Source organism: Akkermansia muciniphila (assembly GCF_018709685.1).
GTDB classification, from domain to species: Bacteria; Verrucomicrobiota; Verrucomicrobiia; order Verrucomicrobiales; family Akkermansiaceae; genus Akkermansia; species Akkermansia muciniphila_E.
Genome location: NZ_JABDHQ010000009.1, coordinates 30,536 through 51,131 on the forward strand (window position 1 = coordinate 30,536; position 20,596 = coordinate 51,131).

Below are 20,596 nucleotides of genomic sequence, written 5' to 3' on the forward strand. Positions count from 1 at the left end.
TTTCAGCACCTTCCGGCACTGAAGAACCAGACTGCCGTGCACACTACATGATGTCTTCTTCCCTTAAAAACCGGAACCCCGGGTAGTCCATCATCAAAAAGATTTTTCCTAATAGGCAGCGGCCTCACACGTTCTTCAATTTTCCCGTGTCTTCTTATGAAGAGGCGGCCACAACCGCATGTTAAAGCAAATCCAGTTCGGCAACAGCCGCTTTGCGTGTTCCCCCGGCGCCCTTTTTAGCGCTGAATTTGACGAATCTGGCTTCAACGGGGGCAAAATTGACCTCCTGTTCCACCGGGTTGTTGACGATATTGCCAAAACGGCCTGAAGCAGCCGGATTTCCCCACGTTTTTCCGTCTCTGCTGAGGCGAATATCATACATTTCAATATGGCCCGGCCCTCCCTCCGCCACAGGCGTATAAATCAACCCGGAAATTTTCTGCAATTTTCCCGTATCAATAATAATGTCACAGCCTTTGGGAGGCAGTCCCACTTCCACATAAGTATCCGTTTTCCCGTCTTTCAGCCGCTCCAACTGGGCCGCGGGAAGTTTTTTTCCGGCCACGGTTATTTTCCATTCCTTCCTGTCCAGTTTCCGAACGGATTCCACGTTGTCCTCCGTTGGGAAAGGAGCCAGATAGTACAAGGACAAATTGCTGAATGAAATGGATTTGCGGGAATCCAGAAACCGTATCTTCAATCTGCCGGCCTTCACCGCCTTTGGCAGCCTGATCATTTTACGGAACCCGATGGTGGTACTTTCAGCCAATGGCTTCCATTGGCCGTCCAGCCACGCATCCACGGCAAAGCGCTCCACACGCTGGCCATAGTCACGTACGTTTTCCTGCAACTTGATTACGTTGAACTCCTGTTCTCCATGCAATCGGATTTCAACCTCCGCCCGGGTTGAACCATCGGCAGTAGCCCAGCCTGTAAAGGGATTGCCGTCAAATAAAAGCCCGGATTCCGAATTTCCGGCCCACCCGGAAAGAGCTTTCGCCCGGGCTCCCCTGGCCAAGTCGTTTTTTTTCATCTTTCCAATCACCCTGCCAAATTGAATCATCCTCCTGGCGTCCGCCTCCGGAATGATTCCTTCCTTATTGGGAGAGAGGTTGGGAAGAACGTTGGAGTTTTGTCCCACGGTTGAAAAGTAACAGTCCACCAGGTAATCAAGAGATTTGATGGTTTTGTCGTCGCGTTCATGGTAAAACCACCCTCTCCGTATGGGAAGACCTGCCCGTGAAGGGTACCAGACGAGCCGCTTTTTCCCCGCCAGGCTGTCAATGGAACCCAGATTCCTGTCTTTAGCCCGAATCCCCACATCATTTCCGCCAAACAAGCGCGACGAGGCCGTAACCCCCTGAATGCACCATTCCGTTTCCCGTCCGCGCCCCATCTCATTTCCGCCCCAGCGGACATCGGGAGCCGCCCCGGAAAGCAGAACGTCCGGCTGCAATTCCCTGGCCTTTTTAAAGATTCTCTCCCAGTCGAAGGGGGTCTGTTTCCCATTGACTTTGCTGTCCACCCCGGCGCCGTCAAACCATAAAAGATAAACGGGACCGTAATTGGTCAGCAGTTCTTCCAGTTGTTTGATGTAGAAATCATTGTATTTTCCCGTCCCAAAGCTTTTTTCATGCATGTCCCACGGGGAAAGGTAGATGCAGAATTTCATGCCCAGCTCCCGGCAGGCCTCGGAAACTTCCCGGACCAGGTCTCCTTTTCCTCTCTTGTAGGGAGAACGGGAAATGTTGTGATCCGTCCATTTGGTGGGCCACATGCAGAATCCGTCATGATGCTTCGCTACAAAGATCACTCCCGTTACGCCGGCATCCTTGAACGTTTTTACCCAGGAACGGGCGTCCAGCCGGGAAGGATTGAAAATTTGAGGCTCCTCCTTTCCGGTTCCCCATTCCGCTCCGGTAAACGTGTTCATGCCGAAATGGATGAAACCCAGCATTTCCCGCTGCTGGTAGTCCAGTTGCCGGCCGGAGGGCCTTACCTTGACCGCCATCTCCACCAGCTCTTCGCGGGAAGCCTGTTCCGGAACCATGACGGACACGCCTTCCTTCCCTTTTCCACACGCGACGACCGGATACCCCAGCAAACCACAGAACAACACGACGCGAAGTTGAATAAAGGCAGTCATTTTTTTTAAAATCAATAAGGGTATTTTTAGCCGTATATTGATAATACTCTGTTAACAATAATAATCTTTCATCCCCTTCCGGGCCATTCCATCATCCGGGCTGGAATGGGCAGGCCTTCTGGCGTCCAGACGGCGACGGTTCCGTATGGGGTTGCCCGTCAAAGATTCCCGGGGAACGCGCAGGCAGCCTTACGCCGTTTGACGAGTGCCGGAGGCCCTTTGGAATTGGAATCTCAAATTGCCGCTCAAATAAAAACTCTACTCTGAACGAAGCCGTGAAGCGGGCCTCCAGCAAAGGTTTATCCGTGGCAGGAGGGATATTGAGCGCGGCAAGGAGAATGGGAAAAGGGTTGTCAACAGAGGTTCATTTGAAAAGATAATGACGCCTCAAGCATGAAGGAATCGTTTTCTCTATAAGCCACAGAAAAATCGGAAGACCTTTAAAGAGGGGGCTCATTGATGGAAGCGGACCGGGAAAAGGCGGCGGCAACTATCTCCTTTTCCTGCTCGTCAGTCACCGGCTTTCTCCGCTTCTGGGCAAAGACCAGGTATTCCCAGCCGGGGTAATGCCGGACCACCTGCCGATGAAGAAAGAATGCTCCCGCAAATATCAGGACTGCCGCAATCATGGGAGAAGGAAGTCCCCCAGGAAGGATTCTCAAAAGGAGCGGCATCAGCCAGGGAAGGATCAGGCAATGGACGGCATAAATGAAGAAGAAGAGGGGAGCGCATGCCCGCGCCACGTTACGAAAGAACTTCTTTTCCGCCAGCAGAACGCACAGGGAGCCCAGCCCCAGAATCCCCGGAATCCAGCAAGGGATGGTGTGCAGGGTTTCCGTGGAGATGACGCCGCCATGGTTCATCCACGCTATTGCCGCCCACGCGGGGAGGGAAACGTAGCTTATTTTTTTCAGGAACAGCTTGATTTCGCCAGCGTCAGGGAGGAAAGGCAGAACCCCATCATGAAAAAGGCCAGGGAATCCGCCCAGGGAACCCGTGGAGGGTCGGAAAACAGCGCGTTAACCTCCGGAAAGAGCACCACGGAGAAGAGAACGGCAATCGTCGCGGGGATCAGCAGCTTCCTTTTTCCCAGGGCGAATAAAAGCGGAGAGAGCAGGCTCAGCGCCATCACGTATTTCAGGAACCACAGGGGGCCGTCATAGGGAAAGGTAGTTCCCACCCCCGTCAGCTTCCAGGGGAGGCTGCTCCAGTCCCACGCGCTGGAATGGCCCAGTCTCAAATAAAACCAATGCCTGAAGAGAGCTTCCAAAAAAGCCGCACCGTTCCACGCCAGATAAAATAGAACGTACCTGCACGGGGAATGGCGCCAGTCGAACATTTTCCTGCGTCCCACAAAGTAGGCCGCCGCCATGAACAGAAAAGGCACCCGCTGGAAGAAGAGAGGGAATTCCACACTGTTCCCGGCAGCATGAAAAAGGACAATGAAGAACAGGCCAACCACCCTGCCCAGGTCAAGCCAGCATTCCCTCGGCGGCGTCCCGGGAACGGGCGCCGGACGGAAAGCCTGCGCCCTTTCCGGCTCCCTGGCCAGACTGCATTCTTCAACCATGGACATTTTCTTTCCGAAAAAAGAATCAGAACGGGCTTTTACAATGCGGTTCCACGGCCCTCATGCCGTCATGCAGGCGCACCGCTCCGTCCCTGTCCTCCCGGGAAGCGAACAGGTACAGGGCGTATCCGCCGAATCCGCCTCCCAGGTATTTCTTCGCCAGTTCATCCCCCATGACCGGGAGGGGGGCCATCCCCTCCCGGAGCTGCACGCTATGGTACAGCGCCACTCCCGCGGCCAGTTCATGAACGCTGCGCTCCATCACTCCGGCGCGGGCGATCAGGGAGGATTGGGCAATGCGGGCGTAGTCCCGGCACCCGTCAGCCATTCCCGGCGTATCATGGTCGTGTCCGGTGTGGAAGATCGCCATTTTTCCAGCCAGAAAATCGCCGGTGCTCTTGATGTCCAGCACGGGAACGGCGCCGGACCGCCAGACGCACAGCCCCGTTTCCGCAATCACGGCCGGGTCCTGCCAGCCAACCCCCAGGGCCAGTTCAGACCGGACGGGGTCCCTGCCCTGCAGCATGGCCCAGGCTCCGCTGCCTCCCAGCCCGGCCCGGAGTTCATAAGGCCAGTGGTCCAGGGAGACAAACGGACTGATGGCGCAGTTGACAATGTACGCCCCCTGCCGCGCATGCCTGGGAACGTCCAGCCAGCCTCCCGCAAAATCCACGCGCAGGGGCACGCTGAGCGGGGCCTTGATTCGGTTCACCAGCTGGGTGGTGGAAATCTGTTCGGAACAGGGAGGCGTCTTGGGGAGCACTACATACCGCGCACCAATCCTTGCGCACAGTTCCCTTTTAAGGTCACCGTAACAGTCATCTTCCGTAACGGCCAGGATGTCGGGCCGTTCTTTCAGAAAAACGTGCTTAAAATCCATTCCCGGTTCCGGATTTTCTCCGCAGACCACCTTGTCCACCATGCACAGGCTTTCCAGAATCACTTTTTTATGTTCGTCCGGAATGGACGGTTTTCTGCGCTTGCTTTTCCAGAGCACCTGCTCGGAGGCGAAGGAGACGATAAGGAAATCCCCCAGCGAACGCGCTTCGCGGAAGAACTGGATATGGCCGGCATGAATAATGTCGTAAAATCCGGAGACGAATATTTTGGTAGCCATCGTTGAAATGTATGAAGGTTGGGTTGTTGCTGTCTGGTGGGGAAAAATATTAAAACGGAGCGGCGGGAACCGGTGCAGGGGAGGAACCGGCCTCCCATTCCAGCGCCATTGTTTCCAGTTCCGGGCTCCCTTCCACATAGTCCTCAAACAGAACCGGATATTCCGGCAAAAGCGGCGGGAGGTCTTCCGGGACGTTGATTTTATGCCGCCTTCCCAGTTTTTTCCTTGCCAGGGACTGGAGTTCGCAAAAAGCCATCGGCACCAGGCTGGCGTTGGCGGGCAGGTTCCAGAACCTCGCATCGTCGCTGACAATGATGAATTTCCTGCCTTCTTCCCTGCCCCAGGCAGCCAGCAGGTCATCCATGTTGCCGGGAAGCCGGCCGAAACATGAAACAAGCGTGCAGGGAAGAGAGGGCGCCTTTTCTTCCCTTCCGGAGGCGGCAGCCGGCCTTGCCGCCTTCTGCCGTTGTTTCTCCCGGATAAAAATCCAGGGCAGAACAGAGATTATTTTCCAGCAGCGTTTCATTTGCTTGCGGGGTTCATTGAGAATGCGGTGGAGAAATTCCAGCCGGCACTCCACCATCCAGGCGGGGGCCCTTCTGATATGCCGCCCGGAGGCGAAGTTAAAGACGGCGCCCACGGCCACCATAATTCCCCGCTGAAGATGGGGGCACAGCCTGTTCATGAATATTTCCTGCTTGGGGGCTCCCAGGGAAACCCAGACGATGTCCGGCAGGTATTCATTAATGCGCCCGGCAATAGCCGCGTAGTCAAATTCATCCACGGAGCAGAACGGCAATTCCTCAAAAGGCATGTGCCTCACGCGGGGGTCTTCCCGTTCCAGGGTCCGGCGCAGGGCGTCCAGCGTCTCGCGGTTTCCTCCCAGGAACATCATTCTGTATTTTTTCATGCCGATGGCGTCGCTGAAAATCTGGGCGCCGCAGTATTGGGGCCTGTCCGCATGCAGCAGCCATTTCAGGTAGACGGGCACCCAGCCGCTGTCGCATATGGTCAGGAGCGCCCCGTTCAGCACATTCCTGTATTCCCGGTTGCGCTGCACCTCGGAAAGCACATGCCCGTCCGCCACGCAGATGTACCCCGCGCCTCCGGAACGGAGCACTTCATCCATGCGCCGGAAAACGCGTTCACGGTCAAATTCGTATCTGATGTTGAAATAGGTCTCCATACGGTTTTCGCTCATGGCCGGTGTTGACGGTCCTTTAAAATTTCGCGGTAAATGCCGGACATCCTTTCCGCCTTGCGGTTCCAGTCCAGCTCCCTCTGCCTGGCGTCAAACGCTTCATCCATATCCCGCAGGACCTGCCTGTGATGGAAAAAGAAGCGGATGCGTTCCGCAAAGTCCCGGGCGGACTGTCCGGGACGGGTCAGGGGTATCTTGCGTCCCACGGTTTCATCCACGATGGTTCCCATGCCGCAGGTATCAAAGCAGAGCACGGGCAGCCGGTTCATCAGGGCTTCCACAAGCACGGTTGAAGTCGCTTCCATGATGCTGGTAAAGAAAAAGAGATCGCTCTGCCGCATCATGGACAGGATTTCTGCATTGGGTACAATTCCATGCCATATGCACATATGGGAAACTCCCAGATTTTCAGCCTGTTTTATAAACCGTCTCCCCTCTTCAGAAGGGTTTACGCCACATATATGGAGACGCAATCCCTCACAGTCCTTCAACAGGGCAAGCGTAGAAACGGCCAGATGAAGCTGTTTCCGGAAATCTGCCTTGCCCACCCACAAAAGGCTGAACTTTCCCTTTTCATGCAGGATGCGCCGCCCGGAAAGATTGAGCCTGCAACCGGTTTCATTAATCACCACGGCCTGTTTCCCATAAACTTCTTCTATCCTGTTTTTCACCCCTTCCACTGCGGCAACAAGGACGGAGGACCTGGCAACCGCCCGCCTTACATGAGGCTGCCATCTTGACTGGAAGGAATTAATGGCATTTTTCACCCGCACGAAGATGTACTGCCTCCATCCCGCACAGCGTGCATAGACGGCAGGCACGTTTTCCATGCCTCCCACCGGTCCCCAAACATAGGGCACGCCCTTGATTTTCCAGAGCAGGCCCGGCTCCCTGAACCCAATCATGTTCAGCTGGTGAATCAGATCAATGCGGTTATCCTTCATGATTTGACGCGCCAGGCAGAGAGCTCTCTTCTGCCATTTTCTGTAATGGTAGTAAAAACGCCAGTCCCCCTGGTTCCAGCACATCCGGCGTACCTTTTCCGGCACGGAAAGATAATGGAATACGATGTTTCCCGCCTGGGGGAGGCGGACGAGCTCCCGTTCTATGTTTTCCCGCCATTCCCCCTCCGTAATCACCTGCACCTTGCAGTGCCTGGCCAGGTGGATGACCCAGTTCCACCCCATGCCGGGTTCGCTGCCCCAGTCCGGGTTGACGGCATAAGCGTTAATCAGAATTTGCATCATGGTCTGTCTATTTGATGGAATCAAGGTAGTTCCGGTGCCTTTCCTCTTCTTCCGGAGTGGAAAAGCGGCGGCGGATGACCCTGGCCGGATTGCCGCCTACCACGGTCATGGGCGGCACGTCTCCGGTCACAACGGCTCCCGCCGCGACAATGGCGCCGTCTCCCACGCGAACGCCTCCCAGGATGACGGCTCCGTGCCCAATCCACACGTCGCTGCCGATGACCGTCATGCCGTCCTCCCAGTTCCGGGGGGAATCCCAGACGGCGCATCCGGCCCGGTTAAAGGAATGGTCCCTTTTTCCGATGAATGAAACGCGGGCGGCGCACAACACGCTGTTCCCAAAACGTATATCGCAGGAGACATGGCAGTATGGCCCCAACTGCACCCTGTTCCCGAAAATGATCCGTTTGTGCGGGGAATTCAGATGCACATGCCTTCCTATCCTGGTCATTCCCTTCACGGTGACCCAGCGTTGAACCAGGCGGAACCGTATGAAACTACGCACTCCGTTGGCCAGGGAACGCAGAAACAGGATGGGCCGGGACCTGCCCGGAGCGGCATTGGCGGGATCATTCATCATAAAATATGTTCCATGAGATGGTTGACGTATTCCCGGAATCCGGCAGGCATCAGGCATTCTTTCAGGCGCAGAGGGGACGGGCTGCCGCCGCGGTCCAGGCAGGTTTTCCGGAGAAGAGAGGCCAGCCCCTTTTCGTCTTCCGGATCAAACAATTCCCCGTTCCAGCCCCGGCGGATCAGGCAGGCGGAGCCGCAGCGCCCGGAAACCAGGCAGAAACACCCGGCAGCCAAGGCATCGTTGACAACCGCTCCAAACGGTTCCACGAGGCTGGGAAGGACAAAAACATCGGCCAGATTGTACCAGGCCGCCAGGCGTTCGCCTTCCAGCCAGCCGGTAAAAATGGCGCGGACCTTCAGCCGGACGGCCAAGTCCCGCAAGGCCGTTTCCAAGCTTCCCGACCCCGCAATCACCAGAACGGCGCCCTCCGGAAGGGCCGCAGCCGCCTTGACCAGGCATTCCAGATTTTTTTCCGGAGCCAGGCGCCCCACGTACAGGACCACCCGTTTACCGTGCAGGCCGTATTCCCGCTGCATGGAAAAGCTCGCGGGAAGCGCTTCGCGGCATTGCTCCCGGAATGCCCGTTCATCCCTGACAATCGGAAAAAAGACGCCCTTCCCATAATGTTCCCGGTACCAGCGGCAGGCCTCCATGTCCGGGAGAATCACATCGTCCATCACGGGCATCGCCGCCTTCCGCGCCAGCGCATGCATGCGGGACAGTTCATTTCCGCGGATCATGTCCATGCTGTCGTCGCAAATGCTGATGATTTTGAATTTCCAGCGGCAGGCCGCGCGCAGCAGGCATACCTCCAGCGCCAGAATGGAAAACTCCGGAACGATCACCAGATCGGGCCGTCCCTGCCGCAGGATGCGCGCAAGGCCGGAGGGGATGCGCCTCCCCGCCACGCGAACATGGTTCAGGTAATGGGGGAGGAACGCGCAACGGGCTTCCATTTCCGGCCTGTTGTAGTGGTGATCCGGAGAATTTTCATATTCAAAAAACGCCTCCATCTCCCCCATCCGGGCCAGCGCATTGAAAAAATCAATGCGGTAAGGCGCCAGGTATTGATGAAAAACCATCAGTTTGCGTTTGTTGCCGTTCATGGTTCAGTGCCTTTTCCTGTAATGTTGCCACGCTTGCCTGAAGAAGCCGGAGGCCGTCTCCCGGACGCCCGCACACCGGAGGGAAAACCGCAAGGGATGTTGAACTGCGCCGCACAGCTCCAGCAGCTCTTCATCGGAACATTGGAAAAGACGGCTTAAACAGCATTTGAGGAAGGGGATTCCGTGGCGGCGGGAATGAAAGGGTATGACGTGCACTCCCTGGCAGCCGCCCAGAAGCTCCCTTTGCCTGCGGTCAATGGGAGAAAACAGGGAGTGGAAATAATAAACGGGGGTCTCCGCATGCAGAAAGGGGGCCAGGCGGTAAAAAGGCGCCCGTTCCGGGTCGTTCCCGTACCGTACCAGCAGGGGGTTGATTTGGGCGGCGTCTTCCATTTCCGTTTCCGGAGCAAGGTCAAAATAGCCGTTGAAGGAGAAAACGCGTTCCGCGTGCAGCAGGGAGCCGAAGAGAACGGCGGCATAGCCTCCCGAGGAACTGCCCACCATCGTTACCCGGCAGCCTTTCGTCTCGTTTTCAAGCCACTTCAGCACCTTTCCCGGTGAGTTCAGGCGGCTGTTGATGCCGCCCAGGTACCACTGCTTGAAAACATCCCGGATGAAGATGTGCCTGCCGCAGCCCGGAACCCTGGTTCCGAACCATTCAAACGTATTCCGCAGGGTGACCCGTTCATGGAACCGGGCGCGGTTGTTGGGAAAGTACAGGTCGTTGCTGCTGAAATAAACGGCGCACCGCGAATCATCCCCCTCCGGAGAACGCTCCATGAGGTAATTGTCACGGGTCCGGTACGTCTCCAGCACCTCTTCGTCATCCGTCTGGAACACCCAGTCTATTTCGTTGCTGTCCATAAGAAAGGGAGGAAAACTCGTACATGCATGCAGATCATGGCCCTGCACGCGGCCAGCAGGCCGTCGTGCCTGCGGACGTAGTGGAAGTAATACCTGGGCTGGGCATTCCCCAGCGGGGAATACAAATTGTGGAGCCTGCGCATCAGGGGCACCTTCCGGTCCGTCCAGGAGACGGCTTGTTCATGCCGCTCGCAGGTTCCCAGGCAGGCGGGGGCCACCCGCAGCTTTATTCCGCGTTCGCGCGCCGTACGGGAATAGTCGTAATCCCCCAGCGCGTGCAGGTAGAACCCGTCCAGAATGCCGATGCGCTCCACCACCCGCCGCGGCACCCACAGAATGTTCCCGTGGCATAATTCGCATTCCCTCAAGGTTCCATCCGGAATAACGGGCTTCCCGGCCGCCGTGCCTCCATAAGTCCACTCATCCGTGCCGGGATGGCAGGTGGAGCCGCAGATGACGGCAGCGTGTTCCATCCGGCGGGAGGCTTCCAATAGATGGCTTACGGCAAACGGATGCAGCATGGTATCATCATTCAGCCAGAGGTAGAAATCCGCATCCTTCTTCAGGGCGTCCTCCCATGCCGTCCTCATTCCCCGGTTCCAGAACAGGGTTCCGTCCCCCCTGATGACGGAAACGGAGGGGTAAGCCCGCCGCACGGCGTCTCCGGTGCCGTCGGAGGAACCGTCATCCACCAAATGCACGGAGGACTCCAGCCCCGCTTCCGGCAGTGCGGAGAACAGGGCGGAGAGGCAGCGGAGCGTTTTTTCCCTGCGGTTGTGGCACGTCATCAGGACCGCAAGTTTTTTCCCGGAGGCAGCGTCAGTTTTCATGGAATGCGTATGGAAGGGAGAGGGTTGGAGGAACGGCGGCGGAAGATGCTTTGCACCCATTCGTGAAGCTCGCCGTCCGTCATGGCCCGGAAATGGCTGGAATAGCACATGGCGATCATCATCCACAGGGAGATGTTCATGATATCCAGATTGAAGTTGGTATCCTCCAGCCATCCCCAGAGCCAGCGGAAGGCCACGAACACCCCCAACAGCTTCATCCAGCGGTTGCCGGAGCGGTAAATGGCCAGGTAGGAGGCCTGCCAGTAAAATCCCGTGTAAAGGAAGAGCCCCGCCACCCCCGTCCAGGCGAAAATGTTGAGGAGGACAGGCTCGCACCAGGCGCGGCGCTTCTGGTCATGGTAGGACTGGCGCTCATCCTGGGACATCTGGAAACTGGTTTCATAACCCTGCGCCGGGGTGCGCCCCAGCAAAATGCAGCCGTCCTTCAGGGAGGATGAGGCCACCTCTTCAAAGACAATGCTGCGGGAATCCGCCAGCAGGTCGTCCTCCACGGATTTTCCCGCCGCTCCGGCGTAGGAGCCGACGTCCAGAACATTAAAGACGCCGCCCAGCCCGAGGGCGAGAAAGAGGGAGGGAATGAAAAACAGGGCGTACCGCATCATCCTGTAAAAGCAGTCCTTGAGCAAATCCCTGCCGCAATAGACGGCCAGCAGGGACAGAGCCACCAGCGCCTTTAGAATCTGGCTCCTGGCCCCCATGCTGACGCACACCATCAGGCATGCCATGACCAGCACCACCAGCTTCCATTTCCGTGGCAGCAGGGGCAGCCACGGCACCAGCATCAGCAGGGGATTCAGCAGGGAGGCGTAAAAATCCGGATTGAGGGTGAACAGGAACAGGAAAAAAACGGGAATGAACACCTTGAACCAGACGGACAGGACCTGCCGCGTCACCTCCGGCAGGCTGAACACGTAAACCAGCACGGGAATGAAAAGCGTGGGGCCATTCGTCACGAGGGCCCGCGCGGACCAGTACCCGTCCACGGCAAACACGCCCCGCACGCAGCAAATGAATACCCACAGGAAATAAATGGAGAAGAGGGGATAGACCGGAGCGTCCTCCCGCCGGAAGTACTTCCGCATGATCACGAAGGACACCGCCAGCAGGAGGGCTGAAGAAAGGGAAATGGCCTGTTCCGTACAAACCGGGTGAAGGACGGCGGCGGACGAGTACATGGCCAGCATGATCATGGCCTTCACCAGGATGACGAAGGGGAGCACCACCCGGATGCTTGAAGGAAGGCGGGATTTCCCGTCAAGGGGCCGGCCTTCATTCGCCTGAAATGAAAGGTCCGTATTACGCATGCGCGCTCCTTTCCATCACCGGGGAATCCTGCCCTTCCTCCGCCCTGCGGATGCGGCGCGCCGGATTTCCCGCCCATACTTCATTGGGAGGAATGGAACGCGTCACCACGGAACGGGCTCCTATAACGGCGTTGTCCCCGATGGAAACGCCTTTCAAAACGAAGGTTCCGGCCCCAAGGAAGACGTTGTTCCCGATCCTGACGGGAGCGCACCGGCGCTGAAGCCTGTCCTCCGCCCCACGCCTGGCTTCCGGGTCCAATGCGTGAAAGTCCGTATCCATGATGTGGACGCCGAATCCGGCCTTTACATCGTCGCCGATGGTCACAGACCGCGTGCAGATGATCACGGTATTGCTGATGCCCACCCGGTCGCCGATGCGCAGCACACCGTCCCGGTCCACGGAAATCAGGCACCGCTGGGAGGAGCGGGAAACGCCGTGGGAGCCGTTCCTCATGGTAAATTCCCTTCCTATGCGGCACGGCACGGAACGGCGGCGGCTTCCCCTGGATATCCTGACGTCCGGAATGCCGAACGAACAGAGGCCGGGGCCGCAAACCGCGTTGCCGGCATACAGGAGCCACCTGGCATACCCATTGTGAAGCGGGTGCGCGCAGACGGCCCAGCAGCGGAGCACGGCTTTCCTGGCCAGGTAAATCAGCTGCTGCATGCGGCGCCCTCCCTTCCCTTTCCTTCGTCCTCCTCCGTCTCGTTCCCGGCCTCTCCGGCGATGCTCTCGTAAATGCGCTTCAGTTGTTCCGCATTCGCGGAACGGTCATGGCTCGCCAGGGAGGCCTGCCTTCCGCGGAAGGAAAGACGCCTGCACAAATCCATGTCCCCGAACAGGCGGCACACCAGCATGGCCAGCATTTCCGTCTCTTCAAACCTGTACAGGAAACCCGTTTCCCCGTCGGACACGGAATCCATCATCCCCCCGGCATAGGACGCAATGCAGGGAGTGCCCACCATCTGGGCTTCCCCCAGTGAATTGGACTCATTTTCAATCATGGATGGGCAAACGAATACATGCGCCTTCCGGAATTGGCTGCACATCTGCTCCGCGTCCAGGCGTCCCAGCCAGCGGAAACGGTCCCGGACTCCAAGCCGTTCCATCAGGTTTCCCAAATAACGGGCGTAGCCGTTCCTGCGCCACGCAGGGATTGACAGGATGTCCGGTCCGACAACCTTTACCCTGGCGTCAGGATAATGCCGCAGGACCAAGGGAAGGGCTTCCACCACCTTGTGCAGCCCTTTCAGGGGGTAGTGGGACTGGCTGAGAAAAATCGTATGCCTTTCGCACGCTCCGGCATCCCATTCATGACGGTAAAAGGGTTCCCTGAGCGTGGGCTGGAGAACATGGTACCGCGCCGCGGGGTTCATGGCCCATGCGTGGGAGCGGTCCCAGGCGGTACATCCGATTACATGGCGCACCTTGCCGAACAACTCCCGTTCGTATTTTCCGCGCGCCTTGATCTTCCGCTGCTGGGCAAAAAGCGTGTCGCGGCGCAGCAGATCGCGGAAGGTAACGGATTTCACGAGTTCCCGGGTAGGAATGCCGCCCAGATAGAACCCGGCGCAGACGGAAGACAGCCCCTGGATGGAAACGGCCGTGCGTTCCGCCCCGCAGGCCTGCACCCAGGCCAGGGAGTGCGGATATTCGGAACCGCGGATATGGACCACGTCCGGTCCGAATATGTCCTTGATTTCCCGGAAACAGGGTTCCAGTTCCTTCCTGTAAACTCCCATGTCGGCAGGGGCGGGAACCAGGTAATAGGTCATGGCCTCCCCGTCCAGGCGGCGCAGGGTGCGCCCCGGGTAAAACATGACGGCGGCCAGCTTTAAATCCGGGGCGGCCTTCATCAGCTCCTGCGCTCCCGCGTACATCCAGCCTCCCAGAACCGGCTCCGGAAGCCCAAGCATCCGGCAAGGTTCGGGAAACAGGATATTGGACAGCCAGAGCACGTTCATCCCTTTTTCCGGAGCGTTCATGTTCTTCACCAGTAGCACCCTCCTTCCACACGGCTGGCGTGGCTTACCGTCTCTTCCCTTCCCGGCCTGGCCCACGCGTCGTTGAAAAGCCGGGAATAATCATACTTGGGCGCGCCGGGGTCCGCCCCGTAGGCCGGGTCTTCCCACCGCCTGCCCCGCAGGCCGAACAGCAGTTGAAGGGCCCCCCCGAGATGCACGGCCTGCCTGCCCCGCCTCTTGACATGGGCCGCCAGATGAAAGCCGTAAGCCCCGCATCCGATGAGGCAGACGTCGTAATCCCGGCGGTCCATCTCCCCCTCCATCCATGCCAGGGCTTCAAACCAGTCGGCAAAACGGTCCGGCCCCGCGCCCATGCTCTGGACGGCGGCCAGCGTCTCCAGGGAAAAGGAAGGAAGAACCTCCGGGTTTTCAAAAATCCTTTCCCTGTTCCGTTCGTATTGGAGCGTGATGCTTTCCGCAAAAGGATGAACCACCAGCACCTTCCTTCCCTCCAGGGCCCTGCTCCATGGCCGGGAAGACCAGTAAGGCTCCAGATTCAGCAGGCGCACGCGGGGAACGTCCCGGATCATGGGCATCACCTCCCGTTCGTACGGAAGCCAGCTTCCCAGGATATCCAGTTCCTTCATGTCGCGGAGAATCAGCTCGCAGAAGCGGGAGAGGCATTCCGGCGTGGCCGGGAAAAAGCCGGACCACTCCCGCATCTGCCTCATGATATTTTTATTCCACCACCACTGGTCCCTCCTGCCCGTGATGTAGTCCAGCGGATTCCTGCCCGCCTTTCCAATTTCCAGATAATTGTGCAGGCAGGACATTTCCGTGCAGCCAAACCGCCCCACCATGGCGGGACGGCCGGAGCGGAGAAGACGCTCAATCATCGCGGATGCGGCATCCGCGTCCAGCTCGCAGGAAGGGGGGAGCATCTCCTCCCTCACGGAACAGCGGTCAAATACGCGGCGCAGCAAGTGCAACCCCTGATGCATCAGTGAAGTCATGGCATGAATGGGTTTAATTGCGTCCGCAGGTATTCTCTTCCCGGAGAAAGCGGCGTTTCATGGCCCGGAGTTCCAGCCGGCTGCGCCACGTCTTCCAATTCCTGGCGGCATTCCTGATTCTCGCGGAGCAAGGGAGCTTTTCCTCCGGATCAAAAAAACCCCTCCCGGAAAAATCCACGGATATGCCGTGCCGTTCAAACAGCTCCGCCACCGGCCCGTACCACTTGCCGTGAATAATGCCCGTAAAAATGTAGGGAATGATCTGGTATCCCTCCCGGGAAAACAGGGAGGGGTCCACCGTCAAGAACTCCATGCGGGAATACTTAGCCCTGCGGCTGCCGAAGCATTCGAACTTCCAGGCGGACTCCTCCTTCCTCAACAGGGAAAGCAGCGCCTCCCTGCGCCACAGGGCTCCCTGGCAGCACGCGTACCAGGGGTAATCCGGGTCACTGGTGTAAAGGCCTTCATACCGCGAAGGCTCGCGGGCCGGAATTCCCTCCGGCGTCAGCTGGATGCAGGGAATTTCCGGATGGGAGCGCATCAGCGCCGCGTACCTTTCCACCGCCTCGCCGTCCACCGGCCCCGTCAGGAAGTAATCCTCCTGCATGTACAGCACCGTGTCCGTTTCCAGGGCCTCCAGGGCCCATTTCAGGCATTCGCTCCACGTGGCCCTTCCGCGTCCCGGAATCATCCGGCCCGCGCAGCTCCTCAAGGAAACGACGTTCTTCTCCGGACCGGAGTAGGTCTTGTACTCCGTATTCAAGCAGACCCGGGCGGGGCAATCGGGCCAATAGAGGGACCAGAGCCTGAAGAAAGGCTCCCAGCAGTCCTCAAAGGAATCACAGGTATTGACGAGAATGGAATAGGATTTCATGGAATTATTTGGAAAACTGAATTTTCCTCCAGGCGCTTTTCAGGAAAAAAACAAAGGCGCCGCGTTCCCTGCCGCCCAGGGAAAAAACCCAGAGGAAAAGGAGGAAGACGACCAGGAGAGAGCAGGTGCGGAGCAATACCGGAACGGGAGAAAGCGACGCATCAAGCCGGGACAGGAGGATGCCCGCGGCAAACGTAGCCGCGCTGGGGACAAGGCACGGCGCCAGCACCTGGAAAGAAAAATCCCGCAGGCTGAGGCCAAGGCGCCGCACGCAAATGGAAAGGGCCAGCAGCCCCCCGGGCACGGTGACGAAAAGAATGGCGGCCACATACATCATGAAGGGAGGCCATCCCATCCGGTAGAAGCCCCACGTAGCGCCCAGGAAAAGAATTCCGGACCCGGTTTTCACCAGCGTGTACAGGCGGATGTTCCCCTCCGCGTAAATGGCGGACCCCAGGCTGAGGAAAAGCTGTTCCAGCAAGGTCCTGGCAAGCTGAAGCCTGCAGAACAGGACCGCCCAGGCGGGGACGGAATGAAGCCAGAGCGCCAGGAGCCCCGGAGCCTCCAGAATCAGGGGAATGGCGAAAACCGCCATGAGCAGGTAGGCGAATTTGCAGCCGGACAGGGAGGCACGCAGCATGAGGCCGCGGTTGCCCGCCCCCTCGCTTTTTGAAATGACCGGATTCAGGGCCTTCAGCATGGTCCCGGAAAAAGCCATCGTTTGCCCGTTGATCTGCTGGGCGACGGCCTGCGCCGCATTGAGGGCAACGCCGAAAAAGTGGTTCAGCACGATGCCGACGCCGTATTCCGACAGCATGCTGCTGGCGGAAACCGTGAAATTCCACCCCGCAAAGCTGCCCATTTCCCGGAAAACGCCGCGTTTCCAGTAACGCCGCGGCGCAATCACGCACTCCGCATAGTTCCTGCGGCAATAAACAAGCATGGCCGTCATGGAAAGGATGGAAATCCCGGCCATCAGCACCCCGTACAGAACCAGCTTGTCCGCCGGCACGTGAACGACCGCCAGGGCCGCCCCCAGTTTCAGGAAAGATTCCAGAACGCCTATGACGGCGAAATACAGCATGTTTTCATGGGCGTTCAGCATGGCTTCACAAGGAACGCCCAGGATGCCGAACACGGTGCTGGCGATCATGGCCCAGTAAACGCACCGGGCGGCAAAAACCCGGTCCTCCGGAATATTGAGAACATGCCCGAACAGGAAGGGAGCCGCCGCATACAGCAGGATTCCGACCGCCACGGCGATGGCAAGATGGAGCACCACGCTGATGTTGAACACGATTTTCTGCTTCTCCGGGTCCCCTTCCCCCTCCGCGTAGCTCATGAAGCGCTGGGTAGCCGCCGCCATGCTGGCGTTCAGAAAAGCCAGCATGGCGATCACGCCCGCCACCATGTTGAAAATACCGAAGTCGTCCACTCCCAGGGCATTCAGGACAAGGCGCGTCGCGTACAGGGAAATGAACATGGTGATGCCCATTTTCATGTACAGGAATCCTGTATTCCTTATCACTCTGGAAACGGTGTTCATGAAACGGCGGAAGAAAAAGACTGGAGGGCGAATGCTGGAGAAAAGGGGCGGATCAATGGTTCTATCCCTCGGTTTTGGAATACTCGTTGTAATAATGGAAACGGGAATTTTTGAAATTCTCCGCATTGAGGATAAAGGCGACGGCACGGAATTCTCCCTTGTCCGCCAGCCCCTGGATGGCGGGAACGTACTGCTTCTCAATCATGCCGCACCTGACGACATAAAGAACCAGGTCCGCATGGCGCGCCATGAGGGAGGCATCCGCCACGGCCTCATAGGGGCAGCCGTCCAGGATGATGCGGTCATACCGGGCGCGCCAGTACCGGAGCAGCTCTTCAAAGCGGCCCTGGGTCAGCAGCGCGACGGGGTTGGGGGGAACGGGGCCTGCGGTCACCAGGTCAAATCCCGGGAACTTCCTGCCGGATTGCAGGACGGAATCCGGAGAAGCCTGCGGATTCATCAGCAGGTGCACGAGGCCCCTGCTGTTCTTCCCTCCGTAAATGGCGGAAAGGGAGGCCTTGCGCAAGTCCCCGTCAATGAGAAGGACTTTTTTTCCGGTCTGGGCATACGCGGCGGCCAGGTTCAGGGCCGTAAACGTCTTCCCCTCTCCCGCCCTTGTGGACGTCAGGAACAGCACCCGGGAAGCTTCCTCCGGGTTGGGCAGCAGCATCAGTTCCGCATTATTGCGGAGAATGTGGAAGCATTCTTCCATCAGGGAGCGGCCATTCATGACCACCAGGGGCAGCTTCGCCCGCTCTTTTCTGGAAAGCAGGGGCAGCGCTCCTGCCAGCGGCAGGTCCGTCAGTCCGGCAAGGTCCTTCTTGTCCCGCACCTTCGTATTCAGGGCGCTTCCGGCCAGCAGGGCCAACAGGCTCACCAAAGCGCCCCCGGCCATGCCGCCCACCGTCATCAGGAACAGTTTGGGCGCTACGGGGGCATTGGAGCCGAACGCAGGTTCCAGAATCCGGGCGCTTGGTTCCGTGGTGGCCAGGGCCAGGGCGTTCTCCTCCCTCTTTTTCAACAGCATCAGGTAAAGCTCCTCCATGACCTTCTGTTCCCGCAGAAGGGGGACCAGGCCTTCGTCCTTGGAGGCCATGTCCGACAAAAGACGGTTGAGTTCATTCCGCTCCTTTTCCAGTTCGCCCATCCTCACTTCCAGCGCATTGCAGTAATTGGCGATGGAACGGCCAATGGACTCGCGCATCTCCTTCATGTTCTCCGCCAGGGAGGAGACCATGGGATTCTGCCTTCCCGCGCTGGCGAACAACTTTTTATGCTGGAGGAAATTGTCGTTGAAAAGTTCAATCTGCTTGGCAATTCCCGCATCCTGGATGCCGATGTTGGCGGGAATCATGTCCTGCTCCCGGCTCCGGTCCGCCAGCAGGCCGGCAAGCACCTTCACCTGGATCAACTCCGTCCTGGTGGAAAAAAGTTCCGTCCCTATCTCCTGCACCCTGTGGAACGTGGCATCCAGCGTCGTATTCATGTCCTTGACGATCCGGCTGTGGCGCTTGTAGTCAATCACCCGCTTGTCTACGCCGCCGAGCTGGCCGCCGAGCTTTCCAATGCGCTTGACGATGAAATCCTCCGCCCGTGAGGCGGCCATTTGCTTCTCCCGCCGGGAATGGTCATTGTACATCTCAATAAGGTAATTCAGGGCGTCTTCCGCCTTCTGCGGATGGGAAAGCTTCAACGTCAGCTCCAGCAGGCTGCTTTCCTTGGAATCAGGCCGCGTTACGCTCAGCCGGCCCAGCATTCCGGCGGTGGCTTCCTTCACGGAAACGCGCTCCACGAAAATGGTCCTTCCCACGCTGCCGGAAGAAAAATGAGAAGTAGTGCATATTTTCACCGTGGCGAAGGGAAGCTTCAGCGGAACGCCGAACTTTCCATGCAGGACGTTGTCCGCGCCCTCCTTCTCACGGCAGGACAGGGAAAATTCCCGGCCGTTCAGCGGAGTAACCGCCAGGGAACAGGGCTGAAACTCCCCCTCCCCGCTGAACTCCGCTTTCAGGGGAGTGGTATGGTAAAGTTCCACTTTCCGGATATTCCGCTTTTCCCAGTACGAGACGTCGAGCCCCAGCCCTTTCACCACACGGCCCATCACCTCCGAGGATTTGACCACATAGCTCTCATTCGCAAGATTGGCCTCCCCCGCCTTGAACCCCAGGTCGGAAAGGATGATTTCCGAAACCTGGGCGTTTTTCTGCTTGTCATCCCTCAGCATGATGCGGGCGGTCTTCTGGTACAAGTACCCCTGACGGGCGGCGATGGAATAAGCCAGCCCCCCGCCCAGCAGGGCGCACGCCAGAATCCAGGGCCAGCGCCTCCTGGCCGTGGAAAAAATAAACCGGAAGGAAAAAATATCGTTATCCTCAGGCTGTATCACTGAAACGGGCATGGAAGGAAAAATCGGATGAAGCGGCTTACAGGCTGATGGCGATGACGGCAATAAGCAGGGACAGGCCGGAAAGTCCCCAGGCGTAATACTGGGCGCTTTCGCTCCTCATGTTGATCTTGCGGTCTGACGGAGTGACATAAATAATATCATTCTGCCGGATGTAGTAATAAGGGGAGGAGAAAATGGACTTGCTGCGCAGGTCCAGCTTGACGATCTTCCGGTCATGCTCCATTTCCCGGATCAGCATGATGTCCCGGTTGCCGTCTATATTCAAATCTCCCGCCCGGCTGATGGCGTCAAAAATGGTGACGCGCTGGCCGTCCACCTGGTAGGAGCCGGGATGATTCACTTCCCCCAGCACGGAAAACTTGAAATTCATGATCTGGACATTGACGGAAGCGTCCTTGATGTAATCACTGTTGCGGAGCTTTGCGGAAATGTCGTGGGCAAGCTGGGAGCACGTCTTCCGGGCCGCCTTCATCCTGCCGATGACCGGCAGCACAATGTATCCCTCGTCGTCAACCAGATACCCTTTGGGCCTCGAGTTGCCGGTGTTGTTGGAAATGGAATTGCCCATTTCCGCCATGATGAAGGGAGTAGTGAGTTCCGGCTGCTTGCTGCTGACGGAAATGTAAAGCTGATCGTCCTTTTGAATAGTCGTCTGGTACCTGGTGACTATGTCTTGCCGGGTCTCGCCCGTAATGTCCTGGATATAGAGGACTTCTTTGGGATTAACGCAGGAGGCCAGCAGCACGGCGCACACAGCCAGGGAGGCCAGCCGGAAGATTCCGGGAGAAAAAAGGGAGAGACGGTTCAT

Annotated in this window: 17 protein-coding genes and 1 pseudogene; all 18 read right to left on the bottom strand. The window is 58.0% G+C overall.

The genetic code is table 11. From position 1 onward, the window contains the following. Positions 1-181 precede the first annotated feature (181 nt). Complete coding sequence (locus HHJ06_RS07300; protein ID WP_215428690.1) at positions 182-2,146, bottom strand: alpha-L-fucosidase; 1,965 nt, start codon at positions 2,144-2,146, stop codon at positions 182-184. A gap of 440 nt (positions 2,147-2,586) precedes the next feature. Beyond that, on the bottom strand, positions 2,587-3,009 hold the full coding sequence (locus tag HHJ06_RS07305; RefSeq protein WP_215428691.1) for a hypothetical protein: 423 nt from the start codon (positions 3,007-3,009) through the stop codon (positions 2,587-2,589). A 47-nt stretch (positions 3,010-3,056) separates the two neighbouring features. After that, positions 3,057-3,722 carry an acyltransferase gene (locus HHJ06_RS07310; RefSeq protein WP_215428692.1) on the bottom strand — a complete coding sequence of 222 codons (666 nt, stop codon included), beginning with the start codon at positions 3,720-3,722 and terminating at the stop codon, positions 3,057-3,059. Positions 3,723-3,741: 19 nt separating this feature from the next. Beyond that, complete coding sequence (locus HHJ06_RS07315) at positions 3,742-4,833, bottom strand: adenylyltransferase/cytidyltransferase family protein (RefSeq protein WP_215428693.1); 1,092 nt, start codon at positions 4,831-4,833, stop codon at positions 3,742-3,744. A 49-nt stretch (positions 4,834-4,882) separates the two neighbouring features. Beyond that, on the bottom strand, positions 4,883-6,034 hold the full coding sequence (locus HHJ06_RS07320) for a WecB/TagA/CpsF family glycosyltransferase (RefSeq protein WP_215428694.1): 1,152 nt from the start codon (positions 6,032-6,034) through the stop codon (positions 4,883-4,885). Further along, the gene (locus tag HHJ06_RS07325; protein ID WP_215428695.1) at positions 6,031-7,281 is read right to left on the bottom strand and encodes a glycosyltransferase; all 1,251 of its coding nucleotides are present in this window, start codon (positions 7,279-7,281) and stop codon (positions 6,031-6,033) included. Before HHJ06_RS07325 ends, HHJ06_RS07320 begins: the two co-directional genes overlap by 4 nt. Positions 7,282-7,342: 61 nt before the next feature. Continuing rightward, a pseudogene (locus HHJ06_RS11980) lies at positions 7,343-7,513 on the bottom strand (DapH/DapD/GlmU-related protein); the annotation flags it as partial. 344 nt (positions 7,514-7,857) lie between these two features. Then, a complete protein-coding gene (locus tag HHJ06_RS07335) occupies positions 7,858-8,964 on the bottom strand; it encodes a glycosyltransferase family 4 protein (RefSeq protein WP_215428697.1) in 1,107 nt (368 codons plus the stop codon). A gap of 3 nt (positions 8,965-8,967) precedes the next feature. After that, the gene (locus HHJ06_RS07340; protein WP_215428698.1) at positions 8,968-9,828 is read right to left on the bottom strand and encodes a hypothetical protein; all 861 of its coding nucleotides are present in this window, start codon (positions 9,826-9,828) and stop codon (positions 8,968-8,970) included. Continuing rightward, complete coding sequence (locus HHJ06_RS07345) at positions 9,810-10,658, bottom strand: glycosyltransferase family 2 protein (RefSeq protein WP_215428699.1); 849 nt, start codon at positions 10,656-10,658, stop codon at positions 9,810-9,812. Before HHJ06_RS07345 ends, HHJ06_RS07340 begins: the two co-directional genes overlap by 19 nt. Continuing rightward, on the bottom strand, positions 10,655-11,983 hold the full coding sequence (locus tag HHJ06_RS07350) for a hypothetical protein (protein ID WP_215428700.1): 1,329 nt from the start codon (positions 11,981-11,983) through the stop codon (positions 10,655-10,657). Before HHJ06_RS07350 ends, HHJ06_RS07345 begins: the two co-directional genes overlap by 4 nt. Continuing rightward, positions 11,976-12,650, bottom strand: a complete 675-nt coding sequence (locus HHJ06_RS07355) for an acyltransferase (protein WP_215428701.1) — start codon at positions 12,648-12,650, stop codon at positions 11,976-11,978. The genes HHJ06_RS07350 and HHJ06_RS07355 overlap by 8 nt, the downstream gene beginning before the upstream one ends. Beyond that, the gene (locus HHJ06_RS07360) at positions 12,638-13,969 is read right to left on the bottom strand and encodes a glycosyltransferase family 4 protein (RefSeq protein WP_215428702.1); all 1,332 of its coding nucleotides are present in this window, start codon (positions 13,967-13,969) and stop codon (positions 12,638-12,640) included. The genes HHJ06_RS07355 and HHJ06_RS07360 overlap by 13 nt, the downstream gene beginning before the upstream one ends. Positions 13,970-13,974: 5 nt before the next feature. Further along, a complete protein-coding gene (locus tag HHJ06_RS07365; RefSeq protein ID WP_215428703.1) occupies positions 13,975-14,961 on the bottom strand; it encodes a hypothetical protein in 987 nt (328 codons plus the stop codon). Positions 14,962-14,974: 13 nt separating this feature from the next. Further along, on the bottom strand, positions 14,975-15,835 hold the full coding sequence (locus HHJ06_RS07370) for a hypothetical protein (RefSeq protein ID WP_215428704.1): 861 nt from the start codon (positions 15,833-15,835) through the stop codon (positions 14,975-14,977). 4 nt (positions 15,836-15,839) lie between these two features. Continuing rightward, positions 15,840-17,336: an MATE family efflux transporter gene (locus HHJ06_RS07375; protein WP_215428705.1), complete on the bottom strand. Its 1,497-nt coding sequence runs from the start codon at positions 17,334-17,336 to the stop codon at positions 15,840-15,842. Positions 17,337-17,442: 106 nt separating this feature from the next. Then, a complete protein-coding gene (locus HHJ06_RS07380) occupies positions 17,443-19,779 on the bottom strand; it encodes a GumC family protein (protein ID WP_215428706.1) in 2,337 nt (778 codons plus the stop codon). 25 nt (positions 19,780-19,804) lie between these two features. Then, on the bottom strand, positions 19,805-20,596 hold the full coding sequence (locus HHJ06_RS07385) for a polysaccharide biosynthesis/export family protein (protein ID WP_215428707.1): 792 nt from the start codon (positions 20,594-20,596) through the stop codon (positions 19,805-19,807).

What these genes read in the sequence shown, in the direction of transcription:
- HHJ06_RS07310 (WP_215428692.1), bottom strand. Translation starts at nt 3,722, where the DNA reads ATGTCCATGGTTGAAGAATGCAGTCTGGCCAGGGAGCCGGAAAGGGCG.
- HHJ06_RS07350 (WP_215428700.1), bottom strand. Translation starts at nt 11,983, where the DNA reads ATGCGTAATACGGACCTTTCATTTCAGGCGAATGAAGGCCGGCCCCTT.
- HHJ06_RS07370 (WP_215428704.1), bottom strand. Translation starts at nt 15,835, where the DNA reads ATGAAATCCTATTCCATTCTCGTCAATACCTGTGATTCCTTTGAGGAC.
- HHJ06_RS07355 (WP_215428701.1), bottom strand. Translation starts at nt 12,650, where the DNA reads ATGCAGCAGCTGATTTACCTGGCCAGGAAAGCCGTGCTCCGCTGCTGG.
- HHJ06_RS07365 (WP_215428703.1), bottom strand. Translation starts at nt 14,961, where the DNA reads ATGACTTCACTGATGCATCAGGGGTTGCACTTGCTGCGCCGCGTATTT.
- HHJ06_RS07325 (WP_215428695.1), bottom strand. Translation starts at nt 7,281, where the DNA reads ATGATGCAAATTCTGATTAACGCTTATGCCGTCAACCCGGACTGGGGC.
- HHJ06_RS07385 (WP_215428707.1), bottom strand. Translation starts at nt 20,596, where the DNA reads ATGAACCGTCTCTCCCTTTTTTCTCCCGGAATCTTCCGGCTGGCCTCC.
- HHJ06_RS07305 (WP_215428691.1), bottom strand. Translation starts at nt 3,009, where the DNA reads ATGAACCATGGCGGCGTCATCTCCACGGAAACCCTGCACACCATCCCT.
- HHJ06_RS07375 (WP_215428705.1), bottom strand. Translation starts at nt 17,336, where the DNA reads ATGAAAATGGGCATCACCATGTTCATTTCCCTGTACGCGACGCGCCTT.
- HHJ06_RS07340 (WP_215428698.1), bottom strand. Translation starts at nt 9,828, where the DNA reads ATGGACAGCAACGAAATAGACTGGGTGTTCCAGACGGATGACGAAGAG.
- HHJ06_RS07345 (WP_215428699.1), bottom strand. Translation starts at nt 10,658, where the DNA reads ATGAAAACTGACGCTGCCTCCGGGAAAAAACTTGCGGTCCTGATGACG.
- HHJ06_RS07320 (WP_215428694.1), bottom strand. Translation starts at nt 6,034, where the DNA reads ATGAGCGAAAACCGTATGGAGACCTATTTCAACATCAGATACGAATTT.
- HHJ06_RS07380 (WP_215428706.1), bottom strand. Translation starts at nt 19,779, where the DNA reads ATGCCCGTTTCAGTGATACAGCCTGAGGATAACGATATTTTTTCCTTC.
- HHJ06_RS07315 (WP_215428693.1), bottom strand. Translation starts at nt 4,833, where the DNA reads ATGGCTACCAAAATATTCGTCTCCGGATTTTACGACATTATTCATGCC.
- HHJ06_RS07300 (WP_215428690.1), bottom strand. Translation starts at nt 2,146, where the DNA reads ATGACTGCCTTTATTCAACTTCGCGTCGTGTTGTTCTGTGGTTTGCTG.
- HHJ06_RS07360 (WP_215428702.1), bottom strand. Translation starts at nt 13,969, where the DNA reads ATGAACGCTCCGGAAAAAGGGATGAACGTGCTCTGGCTGTCCAATATC.
- HHJ06_RS07335 (WP_215428697.1), bottom strand. Translation starts at nt 8,964, where the DNA reads ATGAACGGCAACAAACGCAAACTGATGGTTTTTCATCAATACCTGGCG.